The 17,288-nt window shown below is 71.7% G+C and carries 16 protein-coding genes; 12 read left to right on the forward strand and 4 right to left on the reverse strand.

Annotated features, from left to right (window positions below):
• The first annotated feature begins 50 nt into the window (after nucleotides 1–50).
• On the forward strand, nucleotides 51–1,130 hold the full coding sequence (locus AYL44_RS01560) for a TIGR00730 family Rossman fold protein (protein WP_064001508.1): 1,080 nt from the start codon (nucleotides 51–53) through the stop codon (nucleotides 1,128–1,130).
• Here the strand turns inward: AYL44_RS01560 and AYL44_RS01565 are convergent, their stop codons facing one another.
• Nucleotides 1,131–1,931 (reverse strand): DUF1206 domain-containing protein, encoded by an 801-nt coding sequence (locus tag AYL44_RS01565; protein WP_064001509.1) that lies wholly within the window; start codon nucleotides 1,929–1,931, stop codon nucleotides 1,131–1,133.
• 120 nt (nucleotides 1,932–2,051) lie between these two features.
• Here AYL44_RS01565 and nusA point away from each other — a divergent pair, with 120 nt between their 5' ends.
• The 4 genes from nusA (at nucleotide 2,052) to rbfA (ending at nucleotide 6,698) form a co-directional block, all read left to right on the forward strand.
• On the forward strand, nucleotides 2,052–3,041 hold the full coding sequence (nusA, locus tag AYL44_RS01570) for a transcription termination factor NusA (protein WP_064001510.1): 990 nt from the start codon (nucleotides 2,052–2,054) through the stop codon (nucleotides 3,039–3,041).
• Nucleotides 3,042–3,050: 9 nt separating this feature from the next.
• Entirely contained in the window at nucleotides 3,051–3,317 is a 267-nt protein-coding gene (locus AYL44_RS14335) for a YlxR family protein (protein WP_082886060.1), read from the forward strand.
• A gap of 92 nt (nucleotides 3,318–3,409) precedes the next feature.
• On the forward strand, nucleotides 3,410–6,124 hold the full coding sequence (gene infB / locus AYL44_RS01575; RefSeq protein ID WP_197471562.1) for a translation initiation factor IF-2: 2,715 nt from the start codon (nucleotides 3,410–3,412) through the stop codon (nucleotides 6,122–6,124).
• Nucleotides 6,125–6,263: 139 nt separating this feature from the next.
• A complete protein-coding gene (rbfA, locus tag AYL44_RS01580; protein ID WP_064001512.1) occupies nucleotides 6,264–6,698 on the forward strand; it encodes a 30S ribosome-binding factor RbfA in 435 nt (144 codons plus the stop codon).
• A gap of 9 nt (nucleotides 6,699–6,707) precedes the next feature.
• Here the strand turns inward: rbfA and AYL44_RS01585 are convergent, their stop codons facing one another.
• A complete protein-coding gene (locus AYL44_RS01585) occupies nucleotides 6,708–7,574 on the reverse strand; it encodes an adenine glycosylase (protein WP_064001513.1) in 867 nt (288 codons plus the stop codon).
• Nucleotides 7,575–7,597: 23 nt separating this feature from the next.
• On the opposite strand from AYL44_RS01585, the gene truB reads away from it, so the two are divergent.
• Genes truB through AYL44_RS01605 form a run of 4 tightly spaced genes read left to right on the forward strand, consistent with a single transcriptional unit; the run spans nucleotide 7,598 to nucleotide 10,321 of the window.
• Nucleotides 7,598–8,491 carry a tRNA pseudouridine(55) synthase TruB gene (truB, locus tag AYL44_RS01590; RefSeq protein WP_064001514.1) on the forward strand — a complete coding sequence of 298 codons (894 nt, stop codon included), beginning with the start codon at nucleotides 7,598–7,600 and terminating at the stop codon, nucleotides 8,489–8,491.
• A complete protein-coding gene (locus tag AYL44_RS01595) occupies nucleotides 8,488–8,856 on the forward strand; it encodes a hypothetical protein (RefSeq protein ID WP_064001515.1) in 369 nt (122 codons plus the stop codon). The genes truB and AYL44_RS01595 overlap by 4 nt, the downstream gene beginning before the upstream one ends.
• 44 nt (nucleotides 8,857–8,900) lie before the next feature.
• Entirely contained in the window at nucleotides 8,901–9,359 is a 459-nt protein-coding gene (locus tag AYL44_RS01600; protein WP_064001516.1) for a hypothetical protein, read from the forward strand.
• On the forward strand, nucleotides 9,356–10,321 hold the full coding sequence (locus tag AYL44_RS01605) for a bifunctional riboflavin kinase/FAD synthetase (protein ID WP_064001517.1): 966 nt from the start codon (nucleotides 9,356–9,358) through the stop codon (nucleotides 10,319–10,321). The genes AYL44_RS01600 and AYL44_RS01605 overlap by 4 nt, the downstream gene beginning before the upstream one ends.
• 30 nt (nucleotides 10,322–10,351) lie before the next feature.
• Here the strand turns inward: AYL44_RS01605 and deoC are convergent, their stop codons facing one another.
• On the reverse strand, nucleotides 10,352–11,062 hold the full coding sequence (gene deoC, locus AYL44_RS01610; protein ID WP_064001518.1) for a deoxyribose-phosphate aldolase: 711 nt from the start codon (nucleotides 11,060–11,062) through the stop codon (nucleotides 10,352–10,354).
• Nucleotides 11,063–11,300: 238 nt separating this feature from the next.
• On the opposite strand from deoC, the gene AYL44_RS01615 reads away from it, so the two are divergent.
• The 3 genes from AYL44_RS01615 (at nucleotide 11,301) to AYL44_RS01625 (ending at nucleotide 15,538) form a co-directional block, all read left to right on the forward strand.
• Entirely contained in the window at nucleotides 11,301–13,457 is a 2,157-nt protein-coding gene (locus AYL44_RS01615) for a DEAD/DEAH box helicase (RefSeq protein ID WP_064001519.1), read from the forward strand.
• A 94-nt stretch (nucleotides 13,458–13,551) separates the two neighbouring features.
• A complete protein-coding gene (locus tag AYL44_RS01620; RefSeq protein WP_064001520.1) occupies nucleotides 13,552–14,580 on the forward strand; it encodes an ATP-dependent 6-phosphofructokinase in 1,029 nt (342 codons plus the stop codon).
• A gap of 10 nt (nucleotides 14,581–14,590) precedes the next feature.
• The gene (locus AYL44_RS01625; RefSeq protein WP_064001521.1) at nucleotides 14,591–15,538 is read left to right on the forward strand and encodes a DMT family transporter; all 948 of its coding nucleotides are present in this window, start codon (nucleotides 14,591–14,593) and stop codon (nucleotides 15,536–15,538) included.
• 5 nt (nucleotides 15,539–15,543) lie between these two features.
• On the opposite strand, the gene AYL44_RS01630 is transcribed toward AYL44_RS01625, so the two are convergent.
• Entirely contained in the window at nucleotides 15,544–17,175 is a 1,632-nt protein-coding gene (locus AYL44_RS01630; RefSeq protein WP_064001522.1) for a serine/threonine-protein kinase, read from the reverse strand.
• Between the last annotated feature and the right edge of the window lie 113 nt (nucleotides 17,176–17,288).

The following is a 17,288-nucleotide window of genomic DNA, read 5'->3' on the forward strand; positions in this document are numbered from 1 at the left end:
CGTTCTCATCCGTTCACCCGACGGATGCCGGATCGTGACAGCCTGGGGAGATGTCGCCGAGTCCCACCTCTTCCCTCGACGGTGACGTCACCGACGCCGTCCGTGCCCTCCTGACCGACGCCGGGGTGACCGACGACGCCGATCTCGTGGCCCGCATCCTCGTGACGGGACTCGGGATGGGGGTCGACGACACCGACCGGCTCGACCTGAAGATCGCGTCGGCGGCGCTGTCGGAGATGCGCTCCGCGTTCGGGTTGTTCGCGCCCTACCGCGGGACGCCGAAGGTGACGATCTTCGGCTCGGCGCGCACCCGGGCGAATGACCCGCTGTATCGCGCGGCCGCCGAGATCGCCGGCGCGCTCGCGCAGCGCGGCTGGATGGTTGTGACCGGCGCCGGTCCCGGCATCATGCAGGCCGCGGCGGAGGGCGCGGGTCCCGAGCACTCGCTCGGCGTGTCGATCCGGCTGCCGTTCGAGGAGAAGCCGAACGCCGTGATCGCCGAGGCGGACCGCGTCGTCGCGATGAAGTACTTCTTCACGCGCAAGCTCATGCTCGTCAAGGAGTCGCGCGGGTTCGTCTGCGTCCCGGGGGGTTTCGGCACGCTCGACGAGCTGTTCGAACTGCTCACCCTGCAGCAGACCGGCAAGGCCGAGCCGACGCCGATCGTGCTGCTCGACGCCCCTGGGGGGACGTTCTGGCAGGGCCTCGAGCGGTTCGCGTCCGACCATCTCATCCCGTCGGGGGTGATCTCGCCCGACGACCTCGACCGTGTCCTCGTGACCGATTCGGTCGCGGCGGCGGAGGCCGAGATCACCGGGTTCTGGCGCAACTACGACTCGCTGCGGTGGATCGGTTCCCGCCTCGTGCTGCGGTTGTGCGCGGAGCCGACGGATGCCGAGGTCGCAGACCTCAGCGACCGTTTCTCGCACCTGCTCACCGGGGGCCGCATCCAGCGCACCGCACCCCTGCGCCGCGAGCGTCAGGACGACGATCGGCTGGAGATGCCCCGCCTGCTCCTGGACTTCGACCGGCACCGTATCGGCGAGCTGCACCATCTCATCCGTGCGATCAACGCGCTCCCCTCGGCGCCCCCGGCGACGCCGCCGACCGAGCCCCACGCCGTCGGCTGATCAGAGCTTCGCGTAGCGGGTGCGGAGGAAGCTGAAGACCGCGTAGACGACGAGGCCGAGCCCCACGAGGAAGACGAGGACGGGACCGATCATCTGCGAGAGGAGGGCCTCGATGGCGGCGTCGAAGCCGCCGGCGGCCGCGGAGTCCTGCTTCACCGCCGCGACGATGAGGAGGATGCCGACGATGAGCACCGACACCCCCTTGCCGATGTAGCCGAGGATCCCCGACACGGTCACAGCGACGCCCAGCGCGCCGTCCGGGATGCGGACCTGCTTGTCGAAGGATCGGCGGACACCGATCGACGCGAAGACGAGCGCTCCGATCACGAGGCCCACGCCGGCCGCAGCGACGACGAAGACCCCGCCGGGGGTGTCCAGGAGACCGCGCGTGATCTGCTGTGCCGTGCGGTCGCCGTCGGGGCGCGCCCCCAGCGCGATGGTGACGGCGATGGCGCCGAGGGCGAGGTAAACGACAGACTGCCCGGCCGCCGAGCCGCGCCTGCCCCACGCCCCGGCATCCTTCCCCTTCACGAGGCAGGCGCGCAGGGCCTGGAACAGTCCGAGCGCGGTCAGGAGGAGGCCGAGGATCCAGACGAGCACGAGCCCGAGCGGCGCGTCCAATAGGGCCTTGAAGACCCCGGCCTGGTCCGATTCACCTCGGCCGCCGAACGAGATGACGATGACGACGACGCCGAAGACGAGGTGCACGACGCCGTTGGCGGCGTACCCGCCGCGGGCCAGGATGCGCGCGACGGGGGAGCGCCGCACGGTCTGTGCGACATCCTCCACGGCATCGGTCATCCGTCGATCTTCTCAGGTCGCCCGCGATCCGATCGGGTAACGTTGACGGGATGCCGCGACGCACCGGGAGACCGGGCGTGATCGCGGCGCCGTGTTGAGCAACTGAAAAGGGAGGCACCTGTGGACATCGACCTGGGGCTGCTGAGGACTGTCGAGCGCGAGCGGGAGATCCCGTTCGACGAACTGGTCCGGATCATCGAGCAGGCCATCCTGACCGCTTACGCGAAGCACACGTCCCCCGACGGTGAACTCCCCGAGGGCGCGCGCGCCCGGCTCGACCGCAAGACCGGTCACGTCGCCGTGTACATCCCGCTGCGCGACGAGGAGGGCGCCGTCATCGGCGAGGAGGAGTCGACGCCGGACGACTTCGGCCGGATCGCCGCCTTCGCCGCCAAGCAGGTCATCAGCCAGCGTCTGCGCGACATCGCCGATGACGCGGTGCTCGGCGAGTTCAAGGGCAAGGAGGGCGACATCGTGGCGGGTGTGGTCCAGCAGGGCCCGAACCCGCGCATGGTGCACGTCGACCTCGGCACGATCGAGGCGATCCTCCCTCCCGAGGAGCAGGTCCCCGGCGAGGACTACGCCCACGGCTCCCGCCTGCGCGTCTACGTGACCTCGGTCTCGAAGGGTCTCAAGGGGCCGCAGATCACCGTCTCGCGGACGCACCCCGGTCTCGTCCGCAAGCTCTTCGCCCTCGAGGTGCCCGAGATCGCGTCGGGTGTCGTCGAGATCGTCTCGCTCGCCCGCGAGGCCGGCCACCGCACCAAGATCGCCGTCAAGGCGAACGACCCCGCCGTCAACGCGAAGGGCGCCTGCATCGGCGAACTGGGCCGCCGCGTGCGCGCGGTCACCGAGGAGCTCGGCGGCGAGAAGATCGACATCGTCGACTACGACGAGACCCTGCCGAAGTTCGTCGCGAACGCCCTCTCGCCGGCGAAGGTCACCTCGAGCTTCGTGCTCGACCAGGCCACGAAGGCCGTGCGTGCCCTCGTCCCCGACTACCAGCTGTCGCTGGCGATCGGGAAGGAAGGCCAGAACGCCCGGCTCGCCGCGAAATTGACCGGCGCGAAGATCGACATCCAGCCCGACAGCATTCTCGACGAGTCCTGACGCGGTAGGATGGAACCTGTTCGAACGTGCGTGGGATGCCGCGCGCGTGCCCCCCGGTCCTCGTTGCTCCGCATCGTGGCCCGGGACGGTGTCCTCGTCATCGACGAGAAGGCCGTCCTGCCGGGTCGGGGCGCGTGGGTGCATGACACGGACACCTGCGTGATGACCGCTCTCAAGCGGCGCGCATTCGGACGCGCACTACGGGCATCCACTCCGCTGGACACAGCGGGACTGGATGCGCGGACCACCAGAGAATCCCTCCAGCGAAACGGCTGAACGGCTATGGACACAAAGTGAACGGCTCGAAATGAGACCCGTCCGCGAATGACGGTCCGCCCTGTCCGGGGCGGGCCCCAGACAGGAGAATTGTGGCAAAACCACGCGTGCACGAGATCGCTTCCGAGCTCGGCGTCGACAGTAAGGTCGCCCTCGCGAAGCTGAAGGAGCTCGGCGAATTCGTCAAGAGCCCCTCATCCACCATCGAGCCCCCCGTGGCTCGCAAGCTCCGCGCCGCCCTCGAGGCGGAAGGCGTGAAGGCACCCGCCGCCGCGCCCGCGAAGCCCGCGGCCAAGGCCCCGACATCCGGTGCGACCCCCGGTCCGCGCCCGTCGGCACCCAAGCCCGCCCCGGCCCCCGAGCCCGCCGCGCCTGCGGCCCCCGCTCAGCCGGCCGCTGAGAAGCCCGCACCGTCGGCCCCCGAGGGCGGCGCGCCCAAGCCGGGCGCCCCCGCACCCGCGAAGCCCGCGTCGCAGGCCCCGCGTCCCGGCGGCGCTCCGCGCCCCGGCAACAACCCCTTCGCCAGCTCGCAGGGCATGGGTCAGCGTCCCGCCGGCCCCCGTCCCGGCAACAACCCCTTCGCCTCGGCGCAGGGCATGGGCCAGCGTCCGACGCCCGGCAACATCCCGCGCCCGCAGGCGCCGCGTCCCGGCTCCCCGCGTCCGGGTGCCCCGCGTCCCGGCGGCGCCGGTCGTCCCGGTGGCGGCGGTCGTCCGGGTGCACCGTTCCAGCAGCGTCCGGGTGGTCCCGGTCGCCCCGGCGGCGGCGGCTTCGGCGCTCCGCGTCCGGGCGCCCCGGCCGGTGGTTTCGCCGGTCGTCCCGGTGGCGGCGGCGGTCGTGGTCGTGGACCCGGCGGCGGTACCGCCGGTGCCTTCGGTAAGGGCGGCGGCAAGTCGAAGCAGCGCAAGTCGCGTCGGGCGAAGCGGCAGGAATTCGAGATGCGGTCGGCGCCCGTCGTCGGCGGCGTCAACGTCCAGAAGGGCAACGGCGAGGTCATCCGGCTCCGCCGCGGCGCGTCCATCGCGGACTTCGCCGACAAGCTCGAGGCGCTGCGCGGATACACCGTCCAGCCCGGCACCCTGGTGACGATCCTCTTCAACCTCGGCGAGATGGCCACGGCCACCGAGTCGCTGGACGAGGCGACGTTCGAGATCCTCGGTGAGGAGCTCGGCTACAAGATCCAGATGGTCTCGCCCGAGGACGAGGACAAAGAGCTCCTCGAGGGCTTCGGTCTCGACCTCGAGGCCGAGCTGGAGGCCGAGAACGAGGACGACCTCGAGATCCGTCCTCCCGTGGTCACCGTCATGGGCCACGTCGACCACGGTAAGACCCGACTGCTCGACGCCATCCGCCAGACCAACGTGGTCGCAGGCGAGGCCGGCGGCATCACGCAGCACATCGGTGCGTACCAGGTCTGGACCGAGCACGAGGGCATCGAGCGCGCGATCACCTTCATCGACACCCCGGGTCACGAGGCGTTCACCGCCATGCGTGCCCGCGGTGCGCAGGTGACCGACCTCGCGATCCTCGTGGTCGCGGCCGACGACGGCATCATGCCGCAGACGGTCGAGGCGCTGAACCACGCCCAGGCGGCGAACGTGCCGATCGTGGTCGCAGTCAACAAGGTCGACAAGCCCGACGCCAACCCGGCGAAGGTCCGTCAGCAGCTCACCGAGTACGGTCTCGTGGCCGAGGAGTACGGCGGCGACGTCATGTTCGTCGACGTGTCGGCTCGTCAGGGCACGAACATCCAGGCACTGCTGGATGCCGTCCTCCTCACCGCCGACGCGGGCCTGGACCTCACGGCCAACCCGAACAAGGCGGCGCGCGGTGTCGCGATCGAAGCGAAGCTCGACAAGGGTCGCGGTTCGGTCGCCACGGTGCTGATCCAGTCCGGAACGCTCCGTGTCGGCGACGCGATCGTCGCGGGCACCGCGTACGGCCGCGTCCGCGCCATGATCGACGAGAACGGCGATGCGGTCGACGAGGCCTACCCGTCGCGTCCGGTCCAGGTGCAGGGTCTGAACTCCGTGCCCCGCGCCGGTGACGTCTTCATCGTGACCGAAGAGGACCGCATGGCCCGCCAGATCGCCGAGAAGCGTGAAGCGGTCGAGCGCAACGCGCAGCTGGCCAAGGCCCGCAAGCGCATCTCGCTCGAGGACTTCACCCGCGCTCTCGAAGAGGGCAAGGTCGAGTCGCTCAACCTCATCATCAAGGGTGACGTCTCCGGTGCCGTCGAGGCGCTCGAGGAGTCGCTGCTCAAGATCGAGGTCGACGACAGCGTTCAGCTGCGCATCATCCACCGCGGTGTCGGTGCGATCACCGAGTCGGACATCAACCTGGCGACGATCGACAACGCGATCGTCATCGGCTTCAACGTCCGTCCCGACACGAAGGCCCGCGAGCGCGCCGCCCGTGAAGGTGTGGACGTCCGGTTCTACTCGGTCATCTACAACGCGATCGACGACGTCGAGCAGTCCCTCAAGGGCATGCTCAAGCCGGAGTTCGAAGAGGTGCAGTCGGGTGTCGCCGAGATCCGCGAGGTGTTCCGCTCCTCGAAGTTCGGCAACATCGCCGGTGTCATCGTCCGCTCGGGCACGATCACGCGCAACGCCAAGGCGCGCGTCATCCGCGACGGCGTCGTGATCGCCGACGGCCTGGCCATCGAGTCGCTGCGCCGGTTCAAGGACGACGTCACCGAGGTGCGTACGGACTTCGAAGCCGGTATCGGCCTCGGCAAGTACAACGACATCCAGGTCGGCGACGAGATCGAGACGACCGAAATGGTGGAGAAGCCGCGCGGCTGATCCACGGTGTTGCTACGGACTCGGATGTCCGTCCTCGGCAAGAGCGGGGCCCCTGCCCCGATTGCCTCGGACGGACATCCGAGTCCTCCGCAGTTTCCGGCCAGCCGTATCGCGGGCCGGGTAGAGAAGGAGAAGGACTATGGCTGGGGAACGGCAGGCACGGTTGGCGGACCGCATCCGCGTGCTCATCGCGGAGCGCCTCGACAAGGGGCTGCGCGACCCGCGGCTCGGATTCGTCACGATCACCGACGTGCGCGTCACGGGCGACCTGCAGCACGCGTCGGTCTTCTACACGGTCTACGGCGACGACGAGGCCCGCGAGGGCACGGCTGCGGCGCTGAAGGCCGCGACCGGGATGCTGCGCAGCGAGGTCGGGCGTCAGCTCGGCACGCGCCTCACGCCGTCGCTGGAGTTCATCCTCGACGGGCTGCCCGAGAACGCGGGCCACATCGAGGACCTGCTGCGCGAGGCGCGCGAGCGCGACGCGGCCGTGGCGGCGACCGCCGCCGGCGGCACCTACGCCGGCGAGGCGGACCCGTACGTCAAGCCGCGCGAGAGCGACGACGAGGACTGAGCGGTCCGGTCAGCGGGGCAGGTGCAGGGCACCGTCCGTGACCTCCACCAGCCCGTCGGCGATCAACGAGTCGACGGCCCGGTCGCGCTGAGCCGCATCGGGCCACTCCGAGGCCACCTCGTCCGCAGGGACGGGGTGGCCTTCGGCATCCCGCAGCGCCCTCAGGATCGCTCCGCGGGCCTGGCGGTCGCTGCCCTCGTAGCGCGCCTGCTTGCGCCGGTCATCGCCGGTGTCGGGGTACTCCGCCGCCCGCCAGGCGCAGACGGCCGCGAGCGGGCACGCCTCGCACCGCGGCGCACGCGCCGTGCAGACGATCGCGCCCAGCTCCATCGCGGCGGCGTTCACGACCGCGGCGTCCTCGTCGTCCGCGGGCAGGATCGCCGCCATCGCCGCGAGGTCCGCCTTCGCGGGTGATCCGGGCTGCGACCGGCCGTCGACGGCGCGCGCCAGGACGCGACGGGTGTTGGTGTCGACGACCGGATGCCGGTCCCCGTAGGCGAACACTGCCACCGCGCGGGCCGTGTAGTCGCCGATCCCAGTGAGGGCGAGCAGGGCGTCCACGTCGCGGGGGACGACCCCGTCGTGCCGGTCCCGGATCTGCGTCGCCGCGCGGTGCAGCCACAACGCCCGGCGGGGGTAGCCGAGGTTCGCCCACAGCCGCACCGCGTCGGCCGGGGGAGCGGCCGCGAGGTCGGCGGGGGTGGGCCAGCGCGCGAGCCACTCCTCGAGCCGCGGGACGACCCGCGACACGGGCGTCTGCTGCAGCATGAACTCGCTGACGAGCGTGCCCCACGCGCCGAAGCCGTCGCGCCGCCAGGGCAGGTCGCGGGCGTTCTCGCGGTACCACGCGATGAGCGGCGAGGCGAGGTCGGGCACCGCTCCAGCCTAGGCTGGAAGCCATGCAGCAGAGCCAGGGGAGCGGCGGGATACTCCTCGTCGACAAGCCGGGCGGCGTGACGAGCCACGACATCGTGGCGCGGGCGCGCCGCGCCCTGAACACCCGCAAGATCGGCCACGCCGGCACCCTCGACCCGATGGCGACCGGGCTCCTCGTCCTGGGCGTCGGTCACGCCACGCGGCTGCTCACCTACGTCGTCGGACTCGACAAGACCTACGAGGCCACCATCCGCCTGGGTGTCACGACGGACTCCGACGACGCCGACGGTGTCGAGACCGCCAGAGCGGATGCCGGTGGTGTCGCCGACGACGCGATCCACCGCGGCATCCGCACCCTGACGGGACCGATCTCGCAGGTGCCGAGCACCGTCTCGGCGATCAAGGTCGGCGGGCGCCGCGCGTACGACCTCGCGCGCGCGGGCGAGCAGGTCGAGCTGAAGGCGAGGGATGTCCTGATCAGCCGGTTCGAGGTGCGCGGCATCCGTCGGGGCGGCGACGTCGTCGACGTCGACGTGGTCGTCGACTGCTCGAGCGGCACGTACATCCGGGCCCTCGCCCGCGACCTCGGCGCGGACCTCGGCGTGGGCGGGCACCTCACGGCGCTCCGGCGCACGCGGATCGGTCCGTTCGACGTCGCCGACGCCGTCACCGAGCTGACCGAAGACATCCCGCTGCAGGATGCCGCGGGTGTCGCGGCATCCCTTCTCGGCACCTTCGCGGTCACCGCCGACGAGGCGCGCGATCTCCGTCACGGCAAGCGTCTGGTCGGGGCGGCGGACCGCCTGCCGACCGACACACCCGCAGCGATCGCGCCCGACGGTGCGCTCGTCGGGATCGTCGGCCGTCGCGGCGACGACGTGAAGAGCCTCATGAACATGCCCGAGGAGCAGCCGTGATCGCGTGGTTCACCGTCGTCCAGATCGCCGTCGCGTGCGCGGCGGGTCTGCTGTGCACCGTGCTGGGTCTCGCCGGCCGTCGCCCGAGCGATCTCTCCGTGGGTACGCAGGCGCTCGTCCTGCTGCTGCTCATCGTGCAGGTCGTGATCGCGATCATCGCCCCGCTCGCCGGCAACCCGCCGACGGGGGATCTGCTGGAGTTCTGGGTCTACCTGGTCTCGGCGGTCCTCATCCCGCCGGCCGCGGTCGCCTGGGCGCTCATCGAACGGGGTCGCTGGAGCACGGTCGTCATGGGGGTCGCCGCGTTCGCGATCGCCATCATGATCTGGCGCATGAACGTCATCTGGACGGTGCAGGTCGCCTGACCCCGGCCAGGCCGCGTCCGCGGCGGTCGTAGGATTGAGGGGCCATGCCTGAGACCGCGCCGACCTCGACCGCTCCGTCGGCCGCCTCCCCGCGTCGGATGACCGGTGTCGGCCGTGTGCTCGTGGTCGTCTACGCGATCATGGCCCTCGGCGCGACGGGTCGTTCGTTCGTGCAGATCGTCCGCGAGTTCGACGACGCACCGCTCGCGTACTCGCTGTCGGCCCTCGCCGCGCTCGTCTACATCCTCGCCACCCTCGCGCTCGTGTTCAGCGCGTCCGAGCGGTGGTACCGCGTCGCGTGGGCGGCGATCGTCTTCGAACTCGTGGGTGTGCTCGTCGTCGGGACGCTCTCGCTCACGCATCCCGAGCTCTTCGACCACCCCACGGTGTGGTCGGGGTACGGCATCGGATACGTCCTCGTCCCGCTCGTGCTGCCCTTCCTGGGGCTCTGGTGGCTCATCACCCACCGGCACGCCCGGTCCGCCGCGGAGGGCGCCGCGTGATCGTCTTCCGCGATCCCGCCGAGGTGCCCGCCGGCTTCGGCCCGAGTGTCGTCGCGATCGGCAAGTTCGACGGCGTGCACTCGGGGCACCGCGCCGTCATCGACCGCGCGCGCGTGGCCGCGATGGACGACGGCGCACGCGTGGTCGCCGTCACTTTCGACCGCAACCCGCTCGCCCTGCTTCGACCGGACCGCTGTCCCGAACCCCTTGTGAGCGTGGATCAGAAGATCGCCCTGCTCGCCGAGGCCGGTGTCGACGCGGTGCTCGTGCTGCGCTTCGACGAGGAACTCGCCGCGCTCGCGCCCGAGGAGTTCGCGCAGCGCATCCTCGTCGACGCCCTGTACGCGGTGTGCGTCATGGTGGGGGTCGACTTCCGCTTCGGACGCGGCGGAGCGGGTGATCCCGCCTTCCTCACGACGTTCGGCGAGACCCACGGGTTCACGGTGGACGTCGTGGGCGACGTCCAGGGCGGCGGACGCCGGGTCTCGTCGACCTGGGTGCGCGAGATGCTCGCCGCCGGCCAGGTGGAGGACGCCGCCCGCCTGCTGGGGCGCCCCCATGCCGTCCGCGCCGAGGTGGTCCACGGGCTCAAGCGCGGTCGCGAGCTCGGCTACCCGACCGCCAACCTGTCGACGGATGCCGAGGGATTCATCCCCGCCGACGGCGTGTACGCCGGCTGGCTGATCGACGAGGGGACGGATGCCGGGCGCGTCCGCGCCGCGACGCGATACCCGGCCGCCGTCTCGGTCGGCACGAACCCGACGTTCGACGACGTGCCCCAGCGTCAGGTCGAGGCGTACGTCCTCGATGGGACCGGCCTCGATCTCTACGGCCACACGGTGCAGGTGCAGTTCACCGCCCGCATCCGCGGCATGGTCCGCTTCGAGGGCATCGAGGCCCTCATCGAGCGGATGGATGCCGACGTCGCCGAGGTGCGGGCGGCGCTGCAGCCCGGCGCCTGAGTCCGAGCGGCGCGGGGCGAGCCGTGCCGGTCAGTAGGAGCCGGAGTCGACCGCTCCGGTCGCCTCGTCGCCGGCGTCGATGCGACGCGCTTCGCCGAGGATGACGGCGCTGCCGCTCGTGCCGAGGCGCGTCGCGCCGGCCTCGAGCATCGCGATCGCGTCGGCGTAGCTGCGCACCCCGCCGGAGGCCTTCACCTCAACGCCTGCACCCACGGTGCGACGCATGAGCTGGACGTGGGGGATCGTGGCCCCACCGCCGGCGAATCCGGTCGAGGTCTTCACGAAGTGGGCGCCGCCGGCCTCGGTGAGGCGGCTGCCGCGCTCGATCTGCTCGTCGTCGAGCAGGGCCGTCTCGAGGATGACCTTCGTGACGCGGCCCTCCGCGGCCGCGACGACCGCGCGGATGTCCTCGACCACGACGTCGTCGAAGCCCGAGCGCAGCGCGCCGATGTTGACGACCATGTCGACCTCGCTCGCGCCGTCGGCGATCGCCTGTCGCGTCTCGGCCACCTTCGCGGCGGTCGAGGTGGTGCCGTGCGGGAACCCGATGACCGTGCCGACCGCGACGCCGGTGCCGTCGAGGCGCGCCACGGCGTGGGGGATGTCGCTCGGGCGCACGCAGACGCTGAACACACCCCATTCCGCGGCGATGTCGAGCTCGGCGTCCACGTCCGCGCGGGTGAGCTCCGGCTTGAGGATCGCGTGGTCGATGGTGGCGGCGAGTTCGCGTTCGGTGGGCATGACACCAGCGTACGCGGCACCGCGCGCGGCACCGCCGAGTCGCGGTGGGAGCCCGGGACCGCGACGCGCTAGAATGAGGGGGAAGGGCCCGTCCCGTCGCCGCAGCTCGCAGAAGCGAGTACCCGCAGCCGTGACGACCCGGGGACCACATTCGTGTCGCGACCGACCTCGCGGCCTCGCAGACCGTCGTCTCGTACGACGCTCGCCGGCATCTGCCGGTGTCACGCTCAGGAGGAGCATGCCGACCACGGCAGCCACCGCCCCCAAGACCGCCGCTCGGCGTCGTCGGGGATCATCGTCGCGCCGAGACGACGAGGCACCCCTCATCCCGATCCTCGCCCGGAAGGTGCGCGAGGTCGAGGCCAAGGCCCAGCGGGGCAAGCTCGGGCCGACCAACCGCGTCAAGTTCCAGGTGATCGCCTTCCTCGTGCGCGAGGAGCGCGCCCGCGTGAAGGCGGCGTCCGACATCGCCGACGGTGCGCGCGCCGAGCTTCTGAAGCGTCTGGACGGCGTGGCGACGATCCTCGCGAAGACCGCCGCTCGCGACACCTCGCTCATCCAGCTGCTCGAAGTCGACCAGGCGGCCTCGCCCGTCGCGCGTCGCATGCGCCGCGACTGGCTCCTCGAGTCCGGGGCCGAGCTGCCCGAGGACGAGCTCATCATCACCGACGCGAAGCCCGTTCAGGCTCCGGTCGTCCCCGAGGCGATCGCGGACCGTCAGGTCGTGCCGCCGCAGGTCGAGGCCCGCAAGGAGGCCAACCCGTTCCTCGCCCCGGACGTCGCACTGCGCGCGCCGGTCGCGACGCCGCGACGCCGGCTCGACGGGTGGGAACTGATGGGCCCGCTGTACAAGGCGTTCGAGACCGGTGCCGGGGGAGGGGCCGCGTCCATGGACCTGCCGCCCGTCCCCGAGTTCGACCGCATCTCGCCCAAGGGGCTCGACGTCATGCCGCACCAGTCGCGGTTCCTCGAGGCCGTCCGCACGGGGCACCGCAGCTTCCTGCTGGCCGACGAGCCGGGTCTCGGCAAGACGGCGCAGTCGGTGCTCGCGGCATCCGTCGCCGACGCCTACCCGCTGCTGGTCGTCGTCCCCAACGTCGTGAAGATGAACTGGGCGCGCGAGGTGGAGCGGTGGACCCCGCAACGTCGCGCGACGGTGATCCAGGGTGACGGCGAGACGATGGATGCCTTCGCGGACGTCTTCATCGTCAACTACGAGATCCTCGATCGCCACCTGTCCTGGCTCAGCTCGATCGGGCTGAAGGGCGTGGTCGTCGACGAGGCCCACTTCATCAAGAACCTCACGTCGCAGCGCTCGCGCAACGTGCTCGCGCTCGCCTCGCGGATCCGCGAGCAGGTGCGCGATCCGCTGCTGCTCGCCCTGACGGGTACGCCGCTCATCAACGACGTCGAGGACTTCGACGCGATCTGGCGCTTCCTCGGCTGGACCAACGGCGAGAAGCCCGGGCCCGAGCTGATGGCGCGCCTCGACGAGACGGGCCTCACCCCCGCCGACAAGGCGTTCTACCCCGAGGCCCGCTCCGCCGTCATCTCGATGGGCATCGTGCGGCGCAAGAAGAAGGACGTCGCCGCCGACCTCCCCGACAAGCTCGTCGCCGACCTCCCCGTCGAGCTGGACGACGAGTACGGCCGGTCGATCCGCGCCGCCGAGCGCGAGCTGGGCGAGCGTCTGGCGGCGAAGTACCGCCGGATCATCGAAGCCCGCGGCGACCGCGTCGTCCGTGGCGAGGCCGACGAGGACATCGTGCGTCTCGTCGCGCACGGCGAGCTCGAAGAGGCCAAGGCTGCCGGCTCCGGCTCCGAGAACGTCTTCACGATGGTCCGCCGCATCGGTCAGGCGAAGGCGCAGCTCGCCGCCGACTACGCCGCGCAGCTGCAGCGCTCGGTCGGCAAGGTGGTCTTCTTCGCCAAGCACATCGACGTGATGGATGCCGCCGAGGCGCACTTCGCCTCGGCGGGGCTCCGCACCGTCTCGATCCGCGGCGACCAGACGACGCCCGTCCGCCAGCAGGCGATCGACGCGTTCAACGGCGACCCCGACGTCGCCATCGCGGTGTGCTCGCTCACGGCGGCCGGTGTCGGCCTCAACCTGCAGGCCGCCTCGAACGTCGTGCTCGCCGAGCTCAGCTGGACGGCCGCCGAGCAGACGCAGGCGATCGACCGCGTGCACCGCATCGGTCAGGGCGAGCCGGTCACGGCGTGGCGCATCATCGCGGCGCACACGATCGACACGAAGATCGCCGAGCTCATCGACAGCAAGCAGGGTCTCGCGCAGCGCGCCCTCGACGGCGATGCGGTCGACCCGACCTCGAGCGACTCCGTGCAGCTGTCGGCGCTCATGCACCTGCTGCGGCAGGCGCTCGGCGCCGCCTGAGCCCGCTCGGCTGGCAGGCGACGCCGTCGCGGCGATAGTGTCATCGAGGCAGCGTCGCCCCCAGCACCAACCCGAGATCACCTAAGGACCCCTCATGAAGATCGGTATCCTCACGAGCGGCGGCGACTGTCCAGGACTGAACGCCGTCATCCGGGGCATCGTGCTGAAGGGCACGACCACGTACGACATCGAGTTCGTGGGCATCCGCGACGGGTGGCGCGGCGTGGTCGACGGTGACTTCTTCCCGCTCACGCGCCACGAGGTGAAGGGTCTGTCGAAGGTCGGCGGCACGATCCTCGGCACGAGCCGGACGAACCCCTACGAGGGCCCGCGCGGCGGCGCCGAGAACATCTCGAAGACGATGTACGGCCACCGTCTCGACGGCATCGTCGCGATCGGCGGCGAGGGCACGCTGGCGGCGGCCGACCGGCTGCACAAGGACGGCATCAACGTCCTGGGTGTGCCGAAGACCATCGACAACGACCTCCACGCCACCGACTACTCGTTCGGCTTCGACACGGCGGTGAACATCGCGACCGAGGCGATGGACCGCCTGAGGACGACCGGTGACTCGCACCAGCGCTGCATGGTCGCCGAGGTGATGGGTCGTCACGTGGGCTGGATCGCCCTGCATTCCGGGATCGCGGCCGGCGCGCACGTCATCTGCATCCCCGAGCACCCGATGTCGATCGACGAGATCGCCGAGCAGGTCCAGAAGGCCCACGACCGCGGTCGTGCGCCGCTCGTGGTCGTCTCGGAGGGCTTCACCCTCACCGGCATGGACGAGGCGTACAGCGACAAGGGGCTCGACGCCTTCAACCGTCCCCGCCTCGGCGGCATCAGCGAGATCCTCGCCCCCGAGATCGAGCGGATCACGGGCATCGAGACCCGCGCGACCGTCCTCGGCCACATCCAGCGCGGCGGGTCGCCGTCGGGCTTCGACCGTGTCCTCGCGACACGTCTGGGCCTGCACGCCGCGGACGCCGTCGTCGACGGCGCCTGGGGCCAGATGGTCGCCATGCAGGGCACTGAGATCGTGCGGGTGCCCTTCGCGGAGGCGCTCGGGTCGCTTCACACCGTGCCGGCGCACCGCTACGAAGAAGCCGCGGCGCTGTTCGGTTGAGTCGGCTCGCGTGACGGGCCCGTCCGCGCGGACCTCGCTGGCGCCCGCCCTGGTGGGTGCCGTGTCGGTCGGCGTCCTCACCGCCGTCCAGGCGCGCATCAACGGTCAGCTCGGCGTGCGTCTCGAGCACGCCATGGTGGCCGCCGTCATCTCGTTCGGCAGCGGTCTGTTGCTGATCGCTCTCGTCTCGGTGCTGACCCCGGGCGGGCGTCGCGGTGCGGTCCTGCTGAGCCGCGGCATCCGCGAGCGCAGCATTCCGTGGTGGATGCTGGTGGGCGGCGCCGCGGGAGCGTTGACCGTCGGAACCCAGGCCGTCGCCGTCGGGATCGTGGGGGTGTCGCTGTTCACGGTCGGCATCGTCGCAGGGCAGACGGTGGGCGGGCTGATCCTCGACCGGGTGGGGTACGGGCCCGGCGGGGTCGTCGCCGTCACGGTGCCGCGACTGGTCGGCGGCGCGCTCGCCCTGGCCGCCGTGGGCGTGGTGCTGATCTCGGGGGACGGGCTGGCGGGCGTGCCCGTCTGGATGGTCGTGCTGCCCGTCGTCGTCGGAGCGGGGCTCGCCTGGCAGCAGGCGACCAACGGCCGGCTGCGGGTGCGCGTCGGGACCCCGGTGACGGCGACGCTCGTGAACTTCACTCTGGGGACGGCGATCCTGGCGGTGCTGGCGGTCGTCGTGACGATCGTCGACGGACCACCGGCGCCGCTGCCCTCGGAGCCGTGGCTCTACCTCGGCGGTGCGCTCGGCGTGGCCTACATCATGCTGTCGGCCGCCCTCGTCGCCCGCACGGGGGTGCTCCTGTTCGGCTTGGCCGCGGTGTCGGGGCAGCTCCTCGCGTCACTGGCTCTCGATGTGCTCTGGCCTGCGCCGGCCGGACCGGGGGTCGTCATCGAGGCCGTCACCGTCGTCATCGGACTGGCCTCGGTGTTCGTCGCCGCGTTCTGGCCCGTCCGGCGCTGACGCGGTCAGCCGGTCGGGGCGGGCGACGGTTCGGCGGGAGCGGGGCTGTCGGCCGGGTCGGGCTCGGTGACCGCGCCGTCGACGGGTGCGGGGCTCGGCTCGACGGGGTCCGTGACGCTGTCGTCGACCGTGCTGTCGTCGACGGTGCCCTCGTCGTCGGTGGCGTCGTCGGTCGGGGCCGTCTCCTCCGCCGGCTCCGTGGCGCCCTCGTCCGGTGTCGCCTCCTCGTCGGGCGCCTCGGTTGTCACCTCGGGCGTCGGCGTCGGTCCCGGCTCGTCCGTTGTGTCCGTGTCGCTCACGGTGTCGACCTCGTCGGGGGCCTCGTCCTCGATGAGCGGGGCGGTCGGACTGACGTCCGGGGTCGGGTCGGTGACGGGAGCGGGGTCGGGGGGAGCTACCTCGTCGCCGCCGGCGGTGAGGGCCAGGATGCCGCCGGTCCCGGCGACGAGCGCCGCCGCGGCGGCCGCGGTGATCCAGACCGTCGCTCGGCGCCGCGAGCGTCGGCGGGGCCGGCGTTCGGCCGGCTGGCCCTCGGCAGGGGCTGCCGAGGCGGGCGCCGCGTCGATGGTGCGCGTCGCCTCGGCTGCAGGCGAAGCGCTGGAGGCGGCCGCCAGCACACTGGTGGGGGCCGTCGCGGGCGTGGTTGGAGGGGGAGCGGCGTCGCTCGCGGCGGCCCCGGCGGGCAGGAGAGCCTCGGTCGCCGCATCCGGAGCATGGTCGACAGAGCCCGCCGCCATCGCTGCGCCGGCACTGCCGGCGGCCACCGCGCCGGCAGCGGGAAGCGCTTCGGTGCGGGCGTCGGACGTGGTCGCGGCGAGCGCGCGTGCGCGCATCGCGACGTCGAGGGCCGTGGGCCGCTCGGCCGGGTCGATGCGCGTCATGTCGCGCAGCAGGTCCCGCCAATCCGGGTCGAGCTCCGCAGGGATCTCCGGTGGGGCCTCGAGTCGGGCGAGGGCGGTGGCGACGCCGGCCGCGTGGGGGAAGGCCCGCTTCCCTGTCAGGGATTCGATCAGGACCAGGCCGAGGGCGTAGACGTCGGCGGGCGGTGCTGGATCGACGCCCTGTACCTGCTCGGGAGCAAGGTAGGCGGCGGTGCCGATCACCTCGCCGGGGTTCGTCACCCGTGCGGTGTCGACGAGATACGCGATGCCGAAATCGGCGAGCTTGGCGCGGAACTCGTGATCGGGGAGGTGAGACGGTGCGAGCAGGACGTTGGATGGCTTGACGTCGCGGTGCACCACGCCGGCGCCGTGTGCGACGTGGAGGGCTTCGCCGAGCTCGGCGGCCATCGTCGCCGCCGCGGACGGGGTCAACGGTGACCGGGCGATGCGCGTCGTGAGGGTGGGTCCGTCGACGAGCTCCATCACGAGGTAAGGCGGGTCCGCGTCGAGTTGCGCGTCGTAGAGCGTCACCAGCGACGGGTGGTTGAGCGCCGCCAGCACGCTGACCTCGCCGCGCGCACGGCTGTCGGCGGCGACTCCGTCGGCCCCCGAGCGCACAACCTTGATCGCGACTTCTCGGCCGAGGACGACGTCCTCGCCGCGGTGGACGTCAGCCATGCCGCCGCGGCCGAGCGTCTCACCGAGACGGTAACGGCCGCCCAGCAGGTCGTCTGCGTGGTCGGTGGTGTCGGGCATGTGCATCCTCCGACCGCGGCGTCCCTCACCGCGCTCGAGGCCACGCTAAACGCACGACGCCGCGCCGACACCGGGGTTGACGGTGTCGGCGCGGCCTGCAAGCGGGGCGGTGC

It is taken from the genome of Microbacterium oleivorans (assembly GCF_001644225.1).
Lineage (GTDB): Bacteria > Actinomycetota > Actinomycetes > Actinomycetales > Microbacteriaceae > Microbacterium > Microbacterium gawkjiense.